This is a genomic window from Pseudoalteromonas sp. R3 (assembly GCF_004014715.1).
In the GTDB taxonomy this organism is placed as follows: domain Bacteria; phylum Pseudomonadota; class Gammaproteobacteria; order Enterobacterales; family Alteromonadaceae; genus Pseudoalteromonas.
The window spans coordinates 2,832,890-2,848,912 of sequence record NZ_CP034835.1 but is presented as its reverse complement, the minus strand read 5'-3'; the positions used below and the strand labels follow the sequence as shown (position 1 = coordinate 2,848,912).

The 16,023-nt window shown below is 46.7% G+C and carries 11 protein-coding genes and 2 pseudogenes; 8 read left to right on the top strand and 5 right to left on the bottom strand.

What is annotated here, in order from left to right; translation table 11 throughout:
* Positions 1 to 106: 106 nt before the first annotated feature.
* The 3 genes and pseudogenes from pgi (at position 107) to pgl (ending at position 4,416) form a co-directional block, all read left to right on the top strand.
* Positions 107 to 1,749 (top strand): annotated as a pseudogene (pgi, locus tag ELR70_RS17425) (glucose-6-phosphate isomerase).
* Between the two features lie 484 nt (positions 1,750 to 2,233).
* Positions 2,234 to 3,706 (top strand): glucose-6-phosphate dehydrogenase, encoded by a 1,473-nt coding sequence (zwf, locus tag ELR70_RS17420; RefSeq protein WP_054017094.1) that lies wholly within the window; start codon positions 2,234 to 2,236, stop codon positions 3,704 to 3,706.
* The gene (gene pgl, locus ELR70_RS17415; protein WP_054017093.1) at positions 3,706 to 4,416 is read left to right on the top strand and encodes a 6-phosphogluconolactonase; all 711 of its coding nucleotides are present in this window, start codon (positions 3,706 to 3,708) and stop codon (positions 4,414 to 4,416) included. The genes zwf and pgl overlap by 1 nt, the downstream gene beginning before the upstream one ends.
* 143 nt (positions 4,417 to 4,559) lie before the next feature.
* Here pgl and ELR70_RS17410 read toward each other — a convergent pair whose 3' ends face one another.
* The 4 genes and pseudogenes from ELR70_RS17410 to ELR70_RS17395 form a co-directional block, all read right to left on the bottom strand.
* The gene (locus ELR70_RS17410; RefSeq protein WP_054017092.1) at positions 4,560 to 5,906 is read right to left on the bottom strand and encodes a sodium-dependent transporter; all 1,347 of its coding nucleotides are present in this window, start codon (positions 5,904 to 5,906) and stop codon (positions 4,560 to 4,562) included.
* 188 nt (positions 5,907 to 6,094) lie between these two features.
* Positions 6,095 to 7,405 (bottom strand): HAMP domain-containing sensor histidine kinase, encoded by a 1,311-nt coding sequence (locus ELR70_RS17405; RefSeq protein WP_054017091.1) that lies wholly within the window; start codon positions 7,403 to 7,405, stop codon positions 6,095 to 6,097.
* Between the two features lie 98 nt (positions 7,406 to 7,503).
* Positions 7,504 to 8,210, bottom strand: a pseudogene (locus ELR70_RS17400) (response regulator transcription factor).
* Positions 8,211 to 8,355: 145 nt separating this feature from the next.
* On the bottom strand, positions 8,356 to 9,162 hold the full coding sequence (locus ELR70_RS17395; RefSeq protein WP_054017089.1) for a hypothetical protein: 807 nt from the start codon (positions 9,160 to 9,162) through the stop codon (positions 8,356 to 8,358).
* 123 nt (positions 9,163 to 9,285) lie between these two features.
* Between ELR70_RS17395 and ELR70_RS17390 the strand changes: the two genes are divergently transcribed.
* Entirely contained in the window at positions 9,286 to 10,500 is a 1,215-nt protein-coding gene (locus tag ELR70_RS17390; protein ID WP_128064650.1) for a serine hydrolase domain-containing protein, read from the top strand.
* A 13-nt stretch (positions 10,501 to 10,513) separates the two neighbouring features.
* Here ELR70_RS17390 and yhbY read toward each other — a convergent pair whose 3' ends face one another.
* Entirely contained in the window at positions 10,514 to 10,810 is a 297-nt protein-coding gene (yhbY, locus tag ELR70_RS17385; RefSeq protein ID WP_054017088.1) for a ribosome assembly RNA-binding protein YhbY, read from the bottom strand.
* An 83-nt stretch (positions 10,811 to 10,893) separates the two neighbouring features.
* Between yhbY and rlmE the strand changes: the two genes are divergently transcribed.
* The 4 genes from rlmE to glmM all read left to right on the top strand — a co-directional run bounded on the left by rlmE (position 10,894) and on the right by glmM (position 16,003).
* A complete protein-coding gene (rlmE, locus tag ELR70_RS17380) occupies positions 10,894 to 11,523 on the top strand; it encodes a 23S rRNA (uridine(2552)-2'-O)-methyltransferase RlmE (RefSeq protein WP_054017087.1) in 630 nt (209 codons plus the stop codon).
* A gap of 68 nt (positions 11,524 to 11,591) precedes the next feature.
* The gene (gene ftsH, locus ELR70_RS17375) at positions 11,592 to 13,526 is read left to right on the top strand and encodes an ATP-dependent zinc metalloprotease FtsH (RefSeq protein ID WP_054017086.1); all 1,935 of its coding nucleotides are present in this window, start codon (positions 11,592 to 11,594) and stop codon (positions 13,524 to 13,526) included.
* A 294-nt stretch (positions 13,527 to 13,820) separates the two neighbouring features.
* Positions 13,821 to 14,666, top strand: a complete 846-nt coding sequence (gene folP, locus ELR70_RS17370; RefSeq protein ID WP_054017085.1) for a dihydropteroate synthase — start codon at positions 13,821 to 13,823, stop codon at positions 14,664 to 14,666.
* Positions 14,663 to 16,003, top strand: a complete 1,341-nt coding sequence (glmM, locus tag ELR70_RS17365; RefSeq protein ID WP_054017084.1) for a phosphoglucosamine mutase — start codon at positions 14,663 to 14,665, stop codon at positions 16,001 to 16,003. The genes folP and glmM overlap by 4 nt, the downstream gene beginning before the upstream one ends.
* The last annotated feature ends 20 nt before the right edge of the window (positions 16,004 to 16,023 follow it).

Genomic DNA, 16,023 nt, shown 5'->3' with positions numbered 1-16,023 from the left:
ACAGCGTTGTCATTTTAACTTATGTTTAACGCAATACACCGTTTAACACTTGTGATAATTACAATTTTTATTGTTCTGAAAACGCATCGTCACTAGGGGAATTTTTATGAGTTGCCGTACACAACTACAGAGTTGGCAGGCTTTAACAACAGCATCAGAGCAGCTGAAGACACAACATCTTAAATCTTTGTTTGAGCAAGACCCAGACAGATTTGAACTGTTTTCTCGTCAGATCCCGGGCTTGTTGTTTGATTTTTCGAAGCAACTCATAGACAAAGACACGTTTGAACAGCTCATTAAATTAGCGCAGGAATGTGAGCTGGCTCAGTGGCGAGACAAGCTGTTTGCGGGTGAAAAGATTAATATCACCGAAGATCGTGCTGTTTTGCACGTTGCATTGCGTAACCGCGGGAATACACCGATTTATGTCGATGGCGAAAACGTCATGGATCAGGTCAATACAGAGCTCGAGAAAATCAAAGCTTTCAGCCACAAGGTACGCAGTGGTGACTGGCGTGGTTATACTGGCAAATCAGTTAAGGATGTTGTAGCAATTGGGGTAGGTGGTTCGAACCTGGGCCCCCAGATGGTCACAGAAGCGCTTAGTTCATATGCTGACGATACGCTTAACGTACATTACGTGTCTAATGTAGACGGTGTTCAGTTGGCCCATGTATTAGACAAGGTATCTCCTGAGACGACTTTATTTGTTATTTCATCAAAGACGTTTACGACGTCAGAGACCATGACTAATGCACGCTCTGCTGTTGCCTGGTTTATAGATGCTGCACAAGACGAAGCCGAGGTAGCCAAGCACTTTGTAGCGGTCAGTACGAATCTTGAAAAGACCCGTGCATTCGGTATCGCCGACGAAAATGTATTCACAATGTGGGACTGGGTGGGTGGTCGTTTCTCTTTGTGGAGTGCTATCGGGTTACCCATCGCATTATACCTTGGCTACGACAAGTTCGAGGCCATTTTAGAAGGGGCCTTTGAGGTTGACGAGCACTTTAAAAACGCACCACTTGAGCACAACATTCCCTTGATTATGGCGCTTTTGAGCGTATGGAATACCAGCTTTCTGGGTTATCAGTCGCAAGCTATTTTGCCTTATGATCAGGCACTACATATGCTGCCTGCTTACCTGCAACAGGGTGAGATGGAGAGTAATGGTAAGCACGTCACCTTTGACGGCAAACAGTACCTTACACAACCGTACCATTGATCTGGGGCATGACCGGTATTAACGGCCAGCACGCATTTTACCAGTGCCTGCATCAGGGGAACGTAATTGTACCTGCTGATTTTATCGCCTCAGTTAAACCACAGCGCAATGTTGATAAACATCATGATATTTTACTGTCTAATTTCTTTGCGCAGACAGAAGCGCTGATGGCAGGTGTGAATGAACAACAGGTACGCGAAGACTTGGCGAAAAAAGGTAAGTCGGAAGCTGAAATTGAGCGTCTGCTGCCGCATAAAATCCACGAAGGAAACCGACCTACAACGTCGATGATCTTGGATGAAGTCGATGCCAAGGCGGTTGGTCGCCTGATAGCGCTATATGAACATAAAATATTCTGCCAAGGCATTATATTGGAGATTTGTTCATTTGATCAGTGGGGTGTTGAGCTGGGCAAAGGGCTAGCCAGTGCCATTGAAGCAGAGCTTACGCAAGAAGGGGTAGAGCACACACACGACAGCTCTACAGCCGGATTGATAGCGTACTACAAACAGAATCGATCTTAAAAACTGACCACTGGCAGGAGTGTCAGGTGTCCGATTGCTACCAGGGCACGAACGAAAAGAATACCTTTGAACGGGTAGCGCTGGAGTGCTTAGGGCCTGTATTTTTGTGAGAGGAATTACAGTGCCCCTAAGGCTCATTTTTTCAAATTTATTCGCTTTGTCATAACTTATAACTGGCAAGCGGGTAAACTGGCTTTATCAGAGCCAACAAGCAGTGACGGACAGACTCTTATTGGGGATGTATGACGTAGTCGTCACGACGAAGTACATACGAACGTATCAAATCGGTAATACGTTATCATCCCAACTGAACGTCGGCACAACAAATCGGGTATCATCAGTAGTACTGTCAGGTTGTGCAATCGAATTCAAATCCAGCATGAAAGCAGTGTTTGCTAGTCTACAGTCAGACTGGAAAACGGTTTTAACTAACGAGCGTGTGATGCACTGATGTGCTACGCGCCTAACCTTGTGAGACATAATTATGCTTAATCCTTTTGATATCGTAATTTTTGGTGGGGGCGGCGACTTAGCGTTACGAAAGTTGTTACCTGCAATGTATCGTGCGTATCAAGAAGGTAATTTACCTGAAGGCTCACGCGTATTGCCTACCGTCCGTGCACAAGAACAAAGAGAACAATACCTCGCCACGGCAGAGCAGGCACTTCAATCTCACCTTAGTGAAGGGGAGTTTAATGCCAAAGACTGGAAAGCCTTTTCGCAATTCCTGGTGCCTGTGGTTGTCAATGTGACCGCGTCAGATGATAACTGGGATGTTCTGAAAGATATTCTGGACACAGATGGCGAGGAAAAGTCTCGTGTCTTCTATTTGTCCTTACCACCTGCTGTGTATGGTACCTGCTGTGAGCTGCTGTCGCAGAAAAACCTGATCACTGAAAATTCTCGAGTAGTGGTTGAAAAGCCAATTGGTTACTGTGGGAAGTCGGCGGAAGAAATAAACGGTAAGATTGCACAGTTCTTTGATGAGAGCCAGATCTTCCGTATTGACCACTACTTAGGTAAAGAAACCGTACAGAACCTGATGGCATTGCGTTTTGCTAACGCTTTGTTTGAAAACCTCTGGGATGCCAAGTCAATTGACAACATTCAGATCAGCATCTCTGAAACCGTTGGCCTCGAAAGCCGTGCTGGCTTCTATGATAAGGCCGGCGCATTGCGCGATATGGTTCAAAACCACTTGTTGCAGTTGCTATGCCTAGTTGCTATGGAATCTCCATCAAAGTTAAATGCCAATAGCATACGTGCCGAAAAGCTTAAGGTGCTTGAAGCGCTACGTCCTTTGGTTGGTGAAGATGTTGATGACAATGTGGTACGTGGACAGTACGTACCCGGCGACCTGAACGGTAAACTAGTGCCTGGCTACCTTGAAGAGCTGGGCGAAGGTTCCAGTACAACTGAAACCTTTGTTGCTATCCGTGCGCACATAGATAACTGGCGCTGGGCGGGTGTACCATTTTATCTCAGAACAGGTAAGCGGATGAAAAAGCGTTGTGCTGAGATAGTGGTTGAATACAAGCCGGTATCTCACAATGTTTACGACCCAAGTGTTGGCCCGATCCAGCCAAACCGCCTTGAAATCCGTCTGCAGCCTGAAGAAAGCATTCAGTTAACTTTGATGTCAAAGCGTCTTGATAATCTGGAAATGCAACTACAGCCGGTTACTTTGAACATTGAGCTCAGTCAGCAATACAGCAAGGGGTTCCACTCAGATGCGTACAAGCGTCTGATGCTGGACGCGGCAGCAAATAACCCGGCACTGTTTATTCACCGTGATGAAGTTCGACAGGCCTGGCAATGGATCGACCCAATTGTGGCACGTTGGCAGGAAAAAGGCACACCATCACTATATCGTGCGGGTTCATGGGGCCCTGAAGCGGCTGATGAGCTACTGGAAGAAAATAACCATGCCTGGTTCAATGTGGGAGAAAAAGCATAATGGCACAGCTGAACGAAGCGTTTTTTGATAGCAAAGAGGCGATGACGGAAAAACTGGCAGAACTTCTGAGCAGTACACTCAGTGATGCGATTGCGTCAGACGGTCGTGCAACCATGCTGGTGTCTGGTGGCTCGTCACCAGCTCCGGCCTACAGACACTTGTCAAACCTGCCATTGTCATGGGACAAGGTCACCGTGGCTATGGTTGATGAGCGCTGGGTCGACGCAGATCATGAAAAGTCCAACGAAGCTTTCATCAACGCGACTTTGCTACAAAACGAAGCAAGCACCGCTGAGTTTGTGACCATGAAAAATGCCGAAGCAACGGCAGTGGCTGGTCAGGCTACCTGTGAAAAAGCTTATACAGCGTTGAAAGCACCGTTCGACATAACCATTCTTGGAATGGGCCCGGACGGTCATACTGCCTCTTTGTTTCCTCACGCAGAGGGGCTTGAGCAGGCACTACAAACGTCTGATCTTGTTTGCGCAATCAATGCTAAACAAAGTGAAGTTACAGGGAGTATCACTGAGCGTATGAGCCTGACACTGGCAGGCATTGCTCATACAAAACATGCAGTGTTACTTATCAGTGGAGAGGCTAAGCGCGCCGTGTATGAAGAGGCGAAGCAACCAGGCTCTGAACTAGATATTCCATTGCGGGCTGTGCTAAATCATCCGCAGCTTAAGCTCAGCGTGTTCTGGTGTCCTTAATCCACCACACAGAATCGTATAATTGAAAAAAGCACGCTCAGAGGCGTGCTTTTTCATATCCATAAAACAATCCTCTGAAGAGGCGAGCAAAAAAAGAGAGGCTGTGTTGCCTCTCTATTCCTTAGATTTCACTCGTCTACTTGTTACAGAGAGTTGATAAAGACCAGCGCGATTGCCAGCGGGCAGACGAACTTTATGTACAGTGGCCAGATCCGCCAGAACAGAGACGATGCAACTTCCGGATGACCTTCCTGGATTTCGCTCAGTAGTTTCTGACGGTGCCAGATCCAGCCAACGAAAATACAGCAGAACATGCCCAGTAACGGCTGGCCGAATTGCGTTGTTAGTTTAACAACCAGGCCAAACAGGGTTGAGAAGTTGAGGATGATAGTCACGCTCACGGCTGCAATTATACCGCCAATGATCCAGGTCGCTTGTGTTCTGGCCAGGGCAAACTTCTCGACTGCGTATGACACCGGTGCCTCCAGCATAGAAATAGAGCTGGTGAGCGCTGCAATGCTCATAAGAGCAAAAAAGGCAAACCCAACGAATACACCCACACCGCCCATACCTTCAAATAGGGCAGGCAGAACCTGAAATACTAAGGTGTCCTCTGATAAGAGTTGGCCTGTAGCTGAGAAGATCTCCACCCCCTGAGCCTGTGCCACATACATAGCCGGGATAATAAGCAAACCGGCTACAAAGGCAATAAATACATCGATTAGGGTGACATAGGCGCCCAGAGAAACCAGGTTTTCCTGCTTACTGATATATGAGCCATAAATGATCATAACACTGGTACCCAGCGACAAAGAGAAGAAAGCCTGACCGAGTGCACTGACAAGTAAGCCAGGGTCGAGCAAAGAAGAAAAATCAGGAACCAGATAGGCTTTTAAACCTGTTGTCGCGCCTTCCTGAGTAAGCACATACGCAATTAAAGAGAATAGTATAATCAACAGGGCTGGCATCAGACGTTTAGACCATTTCTCAATGCCATTTTCGACCCCTTTACTAATGATTGAGATAGTCAGCGCCACAAAAATTAGGGTAAAGCCAAGATCTCTCACCAGAGATTGCTCTGACAACCATTGAGCGGTGCCAGTGGCACCGACTGTACTGGCGACAGGCTCTATGGTAGCACTGAGCATCCAGCCTGCCACAATGGCGTAAAAGCTCAGGATCAGGCCGGCACAAATGATGCCGCCAAAGCCGACGAAAAACGCGAATTTCTTCTGTATCGGGTTATTTCCAAGTTTTTGCAACGACGAGACCGCATTTGCCTGGCCGTGACGACCAATAACCAGTTCAGCCATCAAAGCGGGATAGGCCAGACAAAACGCTAGGATCAAATACATTAATACAAAAGCGGCACCCCCGTTACTGGCGGTTTGAGTCGGGAAACCCCAAATGTTTCCCAGGCCAACAGCAGAGCCTGCTGCAGCCATAATGAATCCGAAGCGAGAGCTGAACTCTCCGCGCACAGTGCTCATATTGTTATACTTCTCTTTTTTAAAGACGGCGGCAACAATCTACTGTAATTAAAAGGAAATAAAAAGGCCTAAATTGCATTGATCTAACACAAGTTTTTGCTTAAATCCTGAGCGTAATCTGAAAAATCCAGTACAGTGTTGATGTTTAGTTAGTATCTAGCTGATTTATAGCATAAATCTAACGCTTGTCAGTCAGCCTTGACAGTATTTCTCGGTGCTTTACAGGGAAAAGTCAGCGTGAATTTAGCGCCGCCTAGCAGGTCGGACCTGCTGACACTAGCCTGACCGTGGTGCCAGTCAACTACTTTTGCAACAATTGCCAGGCCCAGGCCATAGCTTTTGCCTGCGCGATTACGGTGCCCTTGTTCCTGAAAAAACGGGTCAAATACTTTGGCCCAGTTTTCTTCTTCTATACCCGGCCCATCATCTTCGACCCGTATTTCAATCTGATGATCCAATTGCTGTGCGCTGACTATTATCTGTTTATTGGCAAAATCGCAGGCATTACTGAGCAAATTGGAGATGGCTCTTGCCAGCCAGTGAGGGTCGGCATCTAACTGTAAGTGAGCAGGGACCGAAACACTGGCATTGATTTGTTTGTTAGTCAATTTGGGCGTCATTTGTTCAACCACATGACGGATATAACCGTCCAGTTTAGTGGGCGCGAATTTGAGTAGGTGTGATTTTTGCTCGAGTGTGGCAAAGGACAAGTAGCTCGCCAACATGTCTTCCATCTGGTCGAGATCTTTTTCCATTCTGTGCATCAGGGCATGAACCTGCTCAATGTCGTCTTCCTCAAAAGCCGCATCAAAGCCAAAGCGTAAACAGGCTACCGGAGTACGAATATCATGAGATAGACTGGAGGCCATCAACTTGTTTTCTGCTAGCAGCTTTTCTATTTGATTTGCCATGCGATTAAAGGTGAGCTCCAGGTCTTTTATATAGGTAAAATGATTGACCTCTATTCGGGCACTTAAATCACCACTGGCAAACTGTTTCGCAGCACTGACCAGCACGGCAAGTCGCTTCGCCAGTGGGGCTAAAATAACCCACATAAAGGTACAAATACCCGCGTAAAACGCTAAGGTGAGAAAGACATCGGAGTCGTACTGTTCAGGTGGTTTCTCTAATCTGAGTTCCAGATAGTCTGGTGCCAGTGAAGGGGCTGACTTCAACAGGTAATAGCCCATGTCATCCTCTAGCAGCAAGCCTTCAGGCTGCATCATTTGGTTTTTTAGCTCAACGGGGAGTGCCAGTGAATCGCCAGTGCTGTAGGTGATGGGTAAGTCAAAGTCCTTACTGACCTGCTCCATATAGGCGGGCCGCAAAGTTTCGGGAATAGAGGCGCTTTGATTGGTTACGCCATACAGCAGCTTTGCCTGCCATGCAAAGGCATCTTCAGCAGGTTCAGCTTGTTGGCTCAGAGTATCAAGCAGCCAGCCCAGTACGACAATTGAGATCAGGGCGCTGGCTAAAAGATAAAGATAGAGCTTTTTCATTCACTACTCCAGAGATAGGCACGACTGCATCAGGCGATGCGAAGAGGGGCTGAGTCCGCACCTGAATGCGCGGACTGTGACAGGCTAAACCCTTTGGTTTACCAGGCAGAAGGTACAAGCAAATAGCCTTTTCCCCAAATTGTTTTAATTTTTTCAGGATTCTGAGGATCATCGCCAAACTTCTTACGTAGTGCTGAAATCAGTACATCTACGCTGCGATCCAGACCATCATATTCGCGTCCTTTAGTTGCCTTAAATACGGCATCGCGGGAAACCACTTCTCCGGCATTGCTGGCCAAAAATGCAGTAACAGGTATTCGGCACTGGACACATTTACTTCCTGATCTGACACAATGACTTTTCGTGCTTGTGTATCAATACGCAGGTTCCCGACATTGAGCATGACGGCATTGGTATCGGAGTTAGATTCACTGTCCTGAGCTACACGCATGTTTGCCTTGATCCTTGCCAGCAATGCACGAGGGCGAACGGGCTTGATGACATAATCACTGGCACCGACTTCTAAGCCAATCACCTCATCCATTTCTTCGTCTTTGGCTGTGAGCATAATGATGGGCTTGCTGTAAAACTGACGCAGCTCGCGGCATACACTGATACCGTCTTGTCCAGGTAACATGATATCCAGCAACACCAGATCCGGCTCGTGTTGTTTGACCATACTGACAACCTGATCACCGCGATAACAACATTCTGTGGTATAGCCCTGATTATTCAGGTAATCGGCAACCCACTGCGCGAGTGACTCGTCATCTTCAACCAACAAAATCGTGCCGTATTGCTCCATTTGACTTCTCCTTAATTGCGCTTGCCAGAGTGACTGATCGACAAGGCTTCGTTAACTTTGCTTTAATTATGTTCTTGACTGCAATTATAAGTACGAATCGCGTAAAAAGTGTAATTAAGTGTGTGTTCTTGTTTTAGAACCTTTATTAAAGCAATACATTAAGTTTTTCTATCAGGCCGCGACTTAAATGGTACATCATGTCACTGGTCAGGGCGCTGACTTCTGTTTTATTACAGGCACCGGCCGTTTTTACGAGCGGAGATATTTGTGATTCCACGCGATAGGGTGGGATCTCCACAGCCTGATTGTATCTGGCTCGACGTGCTTCATCCTGATTTTGTTCAACAATAAACGAAACCACAGCGTGTTCATTGGTCACTTTCTCAGTTTCTGTAAAGGTATATTGTAACGGGATACCCTGGTAACCAGCGCTGTTGATAGACGACTTAGCAAACCAAATGACATCGGATGATGATTTGTGCGTCAATCGCATACTCAAAGAAGCAATGATATTGCTACACTGCTTACTCGGAATGGTTTGAGCTAATTCAGCAATGTAGGGGTGTGGGTCTTCGGGCTTGTTCAATACGTACACCTTGTCTTTACCAAAAGACAGGTCAAGTTGTTGAACGACTAAATGATAATCGCTGCTTTTTTGGGCAACAACAGTTAAGCCTTTGTCTTTCAAAAGCTGGATAATCTGTTTGCGTAATGTATCCGTCATACTGACTTTACTGGTATCGATATAAACCGTGTTACCACTTTTGACTGGGTGAGCAGGCAGCTGAACGGATTTGATCCGAGCAGATTCTAACTCAGTACTGTAGGACAGTTGATACACTGATTTGGTTAACAGTGGTTTCGCCGGTACGCCCAGTTTGGGTGCCATTGGCGGTGTTGCAATACACCCCGTCAGTCCGGCAAAGGCGATAATTGAAAGCAAGCAGCGCATGACTTATACCTCTAAATTTAGTTTTATAGTTCAGCACTTAGCTGCATTAAAACACGACAAATTCTTTGGCATTATCTCAATGGCCGAGTAGAACAAATTCTACCGCCAACAGGGATTGTCCGCGTGAGCAGTGCCAAACTTCATGATATTATGTGCAGCGTGTTAATGAATCGGATCATTATGAAGTCACTGCATCATCTTATTATTGCATTCGCACTGACGACCTGGGTCGTTCAGGCTAGCCCAGGCTGCGAGCAGCAGCGCTGGGAGCAATTTGTGAACGCATATTCTAAGCAACTCAAACAAAAACTAAAAGAAAAATCGATACCGGGCGCAGCATTGAGCATTGTGCACCGCGAGCATGGTGAGCATATTGTCGGAATAGGCGTAACCAAAGTCAGAAAAGGACAAAAAGTCACGGCCAATACGCGTTTTCGTTTAGCGTCTGTTTCTAAAACATTTGCAGGTTCCCTAACCGCAAAGCTGGCTGCGCAGGGTGTGCTCGATATCGAAGATACAGTTGCAGAGCACCTGCCTATTTTTACCAATAGTGCATACGGCGAAGCGAAGTTATACCACCTGTTGAGCCACTCCAGTGGTCTGGTGCCAAATGCATATGACAACTTGATTGAGTCCAGGATGAGTTATGACAAAATTTATCCGAAACTGGTTGATGTGGAACACATTTGCAGACCTGGCATCTGTTACGGCTATCAGAATGTTATGTTCAGTCTCATCGGCGATGTCATTAAGCAAAGCACTCGGTTGAGTTACGAGTCCTGGCTTGAGCATTTTTTCTTTGCGCCTTTGGGTATGAAAGATGCGGGTTTAGGACATGCGCATATGACCAAAGACGATAATTTTGCAGCACCTCATGTCCGGGGTAAAAAGCGCTGGCATACCGCAAAGTTAAAACCTCATTACTATAAAGTAGCACCCGCAGCGGGCGTGAATGCCAGTGCTGCGGATATGAGCCAATGGTTGAAGGCGCAACTGGGTATTTATCCATCGGTACTATCACTGGACGCACTGACCATTCAGTCTCGACCTTACACGCGCACAAAGCGTGAGTTGCGTCGGCGTGTATGGCGTAACTACGTTGAACAAGCGCATTACGGTCTGGGATGGCGCATATATAGTTTTTCTGGCGAGTTAATGTATTATCACAGCGGCTGGGTGCAGGGCTACCGGACAGATGTGGCTGTGTTACCTGAATTGGGGATTGGGTTCAGCCTGCTACTAAATGCAGAAAGCGGTGTTATCAATGGCCTGAGTACAGAGTTCATTCGTCAGGCCATCGAATTTAGTAGAACAGCTGAAACGCAGGCTGACGGGTAGTCAGCCCGGCTGGCTACTGGCGAGGAAGTTGAATTTTTTTGTCTTCGCTTTGGCGATATAGCACAATGATGTGTCCGATCACCTGAACTTTATGAGCGCCTGTCTCACGAACAATGGCGTCAAAGATAAGCTGTTTGGTCTCACGGTCATTAGTTGGGACTTTTACTTTAATGAGTTCGTGAATGTCTAAACATTGCTCAATCTCTAACAGAACCCCCTCTGTCAGCCCGTTACCGCCGAGCAAAACAACAGGTTTTAGGTCGTGTGCTAACCCTTTTAGGTACTGCTTCTGTTTATTTGATAATGTCATATTGATACAATTTACTAATTAAGGCTTGAATTACCGCTATTCTAACGCCATCTAAAGAATATTACTAATGAGTTGCAGTTAATATGGCAAATAAAAAGCACTCAGCGAGCTCCAAACGCTGGTTAAAAGAACATGTTGAAGATCCTTATGTTCATGAGGCACAAAAACGGGGCTACCGCTCTCGTGCCGTCTTCAAACTTGAAGAGATCCAACAAAAAGACAAATTGTTTAAACCGGGCATGCATGTGGTTGACCTGGGAGCTGCACCTGGAAGCTGGTCACAGTATCTGGCGGAACAGGTGGGTGATAAGGGGGAAGTGATCGCGTGTGATATTTTGCCAATGGACTCTTTACCAGGCGTTGCATTTCTTCAGGGCGACTTTCGTGAGGAGGCTGTTTTGGGCGCCTTGCTAGACCGAATTGGCGGCAAAAATATTGATGTGGTATGTTCGGACATGGCGCCTAATATGAGCGGTAATACTGTGATAGATCAGGCGGGCAGTATGTACCTGGTTGAGCTAGCGTTCGACATGTGTCATCAGGTGCTCAAGCCTAACGGCGCTTTTACTGTTAAAGTGTTTCAGGGTGAAGGCTTTGATCAATTTGTACAGGATGTGCGTAATGCCTTTAAAGTGGTTAAAATCCGCAAGCCAAAAGCGTCACGCCCCCGATCTCGTGAAGTATATATAGTGGCGACGGGCTACAAACTGTAGTACAGTTGAAACGCTTTTAAGACGAATTTGAATTATTTTAGATACAAGAGGTTAACCCCTTGAGCGATATGGCGAAGAACTTAATACTCTGGCTGGTAATAGCTGTCGTGCTAATGACCGTATTTCAGAGCTTCAATGGTGGCGAACAAGCGGATCGCCAAACTAGTTACACTCAGTTTGTGAACGAAGTGCGCAGCGGTGTCGTCCGCGATGTCAACATCGACCGGACAGCTGGCACAATTACAGGGATCAAAAACAATGGTGAGCGTTTCCAAACTATTATGCCATTGTACGACGATGATCTGATTAACGACTTACTTAAGAACGATGTAAACGTTAAAGGCGTTGCACCAGAAGAGCAGTCGTTCCTGGCCAATATCTTTATCTCCTGGTTCCCAATGCTTTTGTTAATTGGTGTATGGATATTCTTCATGCGTCAGATGCAAGGGGGCGGTGGCAAAGGCGCCATGTCATTTGGTAAAAGTAAAGCCCGTCTAATGGGCGAGGATCAGGTAAAAACTACATTTGCGGACGTTGCAGGCTGTGACGAGGCAAAAGAAGACGTGACTGAGTTGGTTGACTTCTTACGCGACCCATCTAAGTTTCAAAAGCTTGGCGGTAACATCCCTAAGGGGGTGTTGATGGTTGGTCCTCCTGGTACAGGTAAAACCTTGCTGGCAAAGGCTGTTGCTGGCGAGGCAAAGGTTCCATTCTTCACCATTTCTGGCTCAGACTTCGTAGAAATGTTTGTGGGTGTGGGTGCGTCACGTGTACGTGATATGTTTGATCAAGCTAAAAAAGCGGCTCCTTGTATTATTTTCATCGACGAAATCGATGCCGTTGGTCGTAAACGTGGTGCCGGTATGGGCGGTGGTCACGATGAGCGTGAACAGACTCTCAACCAAATGCTCGTAGAAATGGATGGCTTTGAAGGTAATGAAGGGATTATCGTAATTGCTGCGACGAACCGTCCCGATGTACTTGACCCGGCATTGCTTCGTCCTGGCCGTTTTGACCGTCAGGTTGTTGTAGGCTTGCCAGATGTACGTGGTCGGGAGCAAATTCTGAACGTACACATGCGTAAAGTACCTCTTGATGAAAATGTTGAGGCATCAGTCATTGCACGCGGTACACCTGGTTTCTCAGGTGCTGACCTGGCTAACCTGGTTAATGAAGCTGCGCTATTTGCAGCCCGTGGTAACAAACGTAAAGTGAGCATGGCTGAGTTTGACGCAGCCAAAGACAAGATCATGATGGGTGCTGAGCGCAAATCTATGGTTATGTCCGAGAAAGAAAAAGAAATGACTGCCTACCATGAAGCCGGTCACGCTATTGTAGGTCGACTGGTACCAGAACATGACCCTGTCTACAAAGTGTCTATCATTCCGCGTGGTCGAGCGCTGGGTGTCACTATGTATTTGCCTGAGCAGGATAGAGTCAGTCACTCAAAAGAACATCTTGAGTCTATGCTTTCCAGTCTTTACGGCGGTCGTATTGCTGAAGCCATTATTTATGGTGATGATAAAGTAACAACCGGTGCCAGTAATGATATTGAGCGAGCAACAGACATCGCTCGTAAGATGGTGACACAATGGGGCTTGAGTCCGAAGTTGGGTCCACAAATGTACATGGAAGAACAGGGTGAAATGTTCATGGGTGGCGGGTCATCTCGTATGGCTGGTGTATCAGATGAAACGGCTAAGCTTATCGATGCTGAAATTAAGGACTTTGTAACTCGCAACTACGATAGAGCGGAGCAAATTCTTAAGGACAATATGGATATCCTACACGCTATGAAAGATGCATTGATGAAGTATGAAACAATCGATGCAGGTCAGATTGACGACTTGATGGAACGAAAAGAAGTGCGTCCACCCAGAGATGCCCATGATCGTAAGCCGTCAGACAATGGTAATGCCCAGAAACAAACTAGCGCGAGCAGCAACGATGACAATCGCGAAAGTGAATCTGCGCCGGGTTCAGAACTTGATGATAAGTCCTAACCTGAGTTACAATTAACAAATTGAAACCCCAGCTTGAGCTGGGGTTTTTTATATTTTAAGAAAACAGCTTCATACCAATTCGCCCTTAAGCAAGCTGAGCGCTTTAGAGCATTATGTATAACAACGCTTACACCTTCAGGCTGTATATTATGAGTAATCACAATAGGTGCATTGGTATGAGTAAGCGGCCATTCAGATGATGTCAGTTAGGCTCTCCACCGCGAGTGCTTACTATCTTAATGTGGCAGTTTTTTTTAAAATGTGCTTATATACAGGCATTTCAACAGGCGAATTATGCTTCAGCTTAAACTTCCTCGTGGTCGTAGACTCGACCTTACGATGCCCCGGATAATGGGGATAGTAAATGTAACTCCTGACTCATTCTCAGATGGCGGCAAGTATTCTCAATCTGACAGCGCTGTCAATCATGGCTTGATCTTATTAGAGCAGGGCGCTGATATTCTGGATATTGGTGGCGAGTCAACACGACCGGGTGCGCCTGATGTGTCGTTAGAGCAGGAGCTTAGCCGAGTTATTCCAGTGATTGAAGGCCTTCGTGCGCAGTCCGATTGCATTATTTCGATTGATACCAGCAAAGCTGAGGTGATGGCAGCTGCGATAGAAGCTGGTGCAGACATCATCAACGATGTCAGAGCTTTACAAACGCCTGGTGCACTCGAGGTTGCTGCTCGCTATGACAGCGTCGCTGTTTGCCTGATGCATATGCAGGGTCAGCCCAGAACAATGCAAATCGCTCCTACCTATCAGGACCTGTTTGAGGATATTCGCAGTTTTTTTGAGTCACGTATTACTAGCTGTGAGGAAGCTGGTGTAGCACGTGAGCGCCTTATTATTGATCCAGGTTTTGGTTTTGGGAAAACGCTGGAGCACAACTTCTCGCTGTTAGGGCAGTTATCATATTTTGCTGAACTGGAACTTCCTGTTCTGGCCGGACTATCCCGGAAATCTATGTTTGGCAAATTACTTAATCGGGATACAGATGAGCGCCTGGCTGCAAGCCTCAGCGGAGCATTATTATGTGCTCAGCAGGGTGCGCAGATCATACGTGTTCATGATGTAAAAGAAACCAATGATGTGCTGCGGGTTTGGCGCGCAGCAACGCATGGAGTAAATGAATGACAACAAGAAAATATTTTGGTACCGACGGTGTACGGGGTTTGGTGGGAGAGTTTCCAATCACACCTGAATTTGCACTCAAATTAGGCTGGGCAGCTGGTAAAGTATTATCCAAGTCTGGCACTAAAAAAGTGATTATAGGAAAAGACACGCGTATTTCAGGGTATCTATTGGAAACATCTTTGGAAGCCGGACTCATTGCTGCGGGTATCAACGTCGTTCTGCTGGGCCCAATGCCTACACCAGCGGTGGCATATTTGTCACAGACTTTTCGTGCTGAAGCCGGGATTGTGATTAGTGCGTCTCACAACCCTTATCATGATAATGGTATTAAATTCTTCGGTGGTGATGGAAAGAAACTACCTGATGAAGTTGAGCTGGAAATTGAGGCTATGCTTGACGAGCCGATGACTTGTGTTGCTTCAGATAAACTGGGTAAAGCAAGACGTCTCGAAAACGCAGATGGTCGTTACATAGAATTCTGTAAAGGACAGTTCCCTAACGACTTGTCTCTGGAGGGACTCAAGATTGTCTTAGACTGTGCTAATGGCGCTACTTACCACATTGCTCCTGCTGTAATGCGTGAACTGGGAGCAGAGGTTATATGCACGGCTTGTGAACCCAATGGAGTTAACATCAACGAAAAGTGCGGTGCAACGCATGTGGATGCACTCAAACGCCATGTATTGGAGCACCAGGCCGACGTCGGGATTGCATACGATGGTGATGGTGACCGTGTGATGATGGTAGACCATAATGGTCGCGTATTCGACGGCGATGACATTGTTTATATTATTGCAGCTCAAGCACAGCGTAGCGGGCAATTAAAAGGCGGTGTAGTGGGCACTGTCATGTCTAATATGGGACTGGAAAATGCGCTTAAAGAAAAAGGTATCCCTTTTGAGCGCAGTAAAGTTGGTGACCGCTATGTATTAAGCAAGCTTCAGGAGCACGGCTGGACGATTGGTGGTGAAAGCTCTGGGCACGTACTCAATCTCGATCTCATTCCTACCGGGGATGGTATTGTATCGAGCCTTCAGGTATTGGCGGCGATGGTTGCACAAAATCAGACTCTCAAAGACTTAGGCGCTGGGTTTGTAAAATACCCGATGAAAATGATCAACGTACGGTACGCCAAAGGAACTGATCCTGTCTCAGCAGAAGCTGTGCAACAAGCCGTTAGAGACGTGGAATCTGACTTGGGTGATAAGGGGCGAGTGCTACTGAGAAAATCAGGTACTGAGCCGGTTGTCCGCGTTATGGTTGAGGCCGAGCAAGAAAAGCAAGTTATTGACTTTGCCACCAAAATTGCTCAGGTCGTTGAATCTGTGAGCAACTAAACAAAAAACCACAATTTTTT

Coding starts and splice junctions, on each gene's coding strand:
- zwf (WP_054017094.1), top strand. CDS start 2,234: ATGCTTAATCCTTTTGATATCGTAATTTTTGGTGGGGGCGGCGACTTA.
- pgl (WP_054017093.1), top strand. CDS start 3,706: ATGGCACAGCTGAACGAAGCGTTTTTTGATAGCAAAGAGGCGATGACG.
- ELR70_RS17410 (WP_054017092.1), bottom strand. CDS start 5,906: ATGAGCACTGTGCGCGGAGAGTTCAGCTCTCGCTTCGGATTCATTATG.
- ELR70_RS17405 (WP_054017091.1), bottom strand. CDS start 7,405: ATGAAAAAGCTCTATCTTTATCTTTTAGCCAGCGCCCTGATCTCAATT.
- ELR70_RS17395 (WP_054017089.1), bottom strand. CDS start 9,162: ATGCGCTGCTTGCTTTCAATTATCGCCTTTGCCGGACTGACGGGGTGT.
- yhbY (WP_054017088.1), bottom strand. CDS start 10,810: ATGACATTATCAAATAAACAGAAGCAGTACCTAAAAGGGTTAGCACAC.
- rlmE (WP_054017087.1), top strand. CDS start 10,894: ATGGCAAATAAAAAGCACTCAGCGAGCTCCAAACGCTGGTTAAAAGAA.
- ftsH (WP_054017086.1), top strand. CDS start 11,592: ATGGCGAAGAACTTAATACTCTGGCTGGTAATAGCTGTCGTGCTAATG.
- folP (WP_054017085.1), top strand. CDS start 13,821: ATGCTTCAGCTTAAACTTCCTCGTGGTCGTAGACTCGACCTTACGATG.
- glmM (WP_054017084.1), top strand. CDS start 14,663: ATGACAACAAGAAAATATTTTGGTACCGACGGTGTACGGGGTTTGGTG.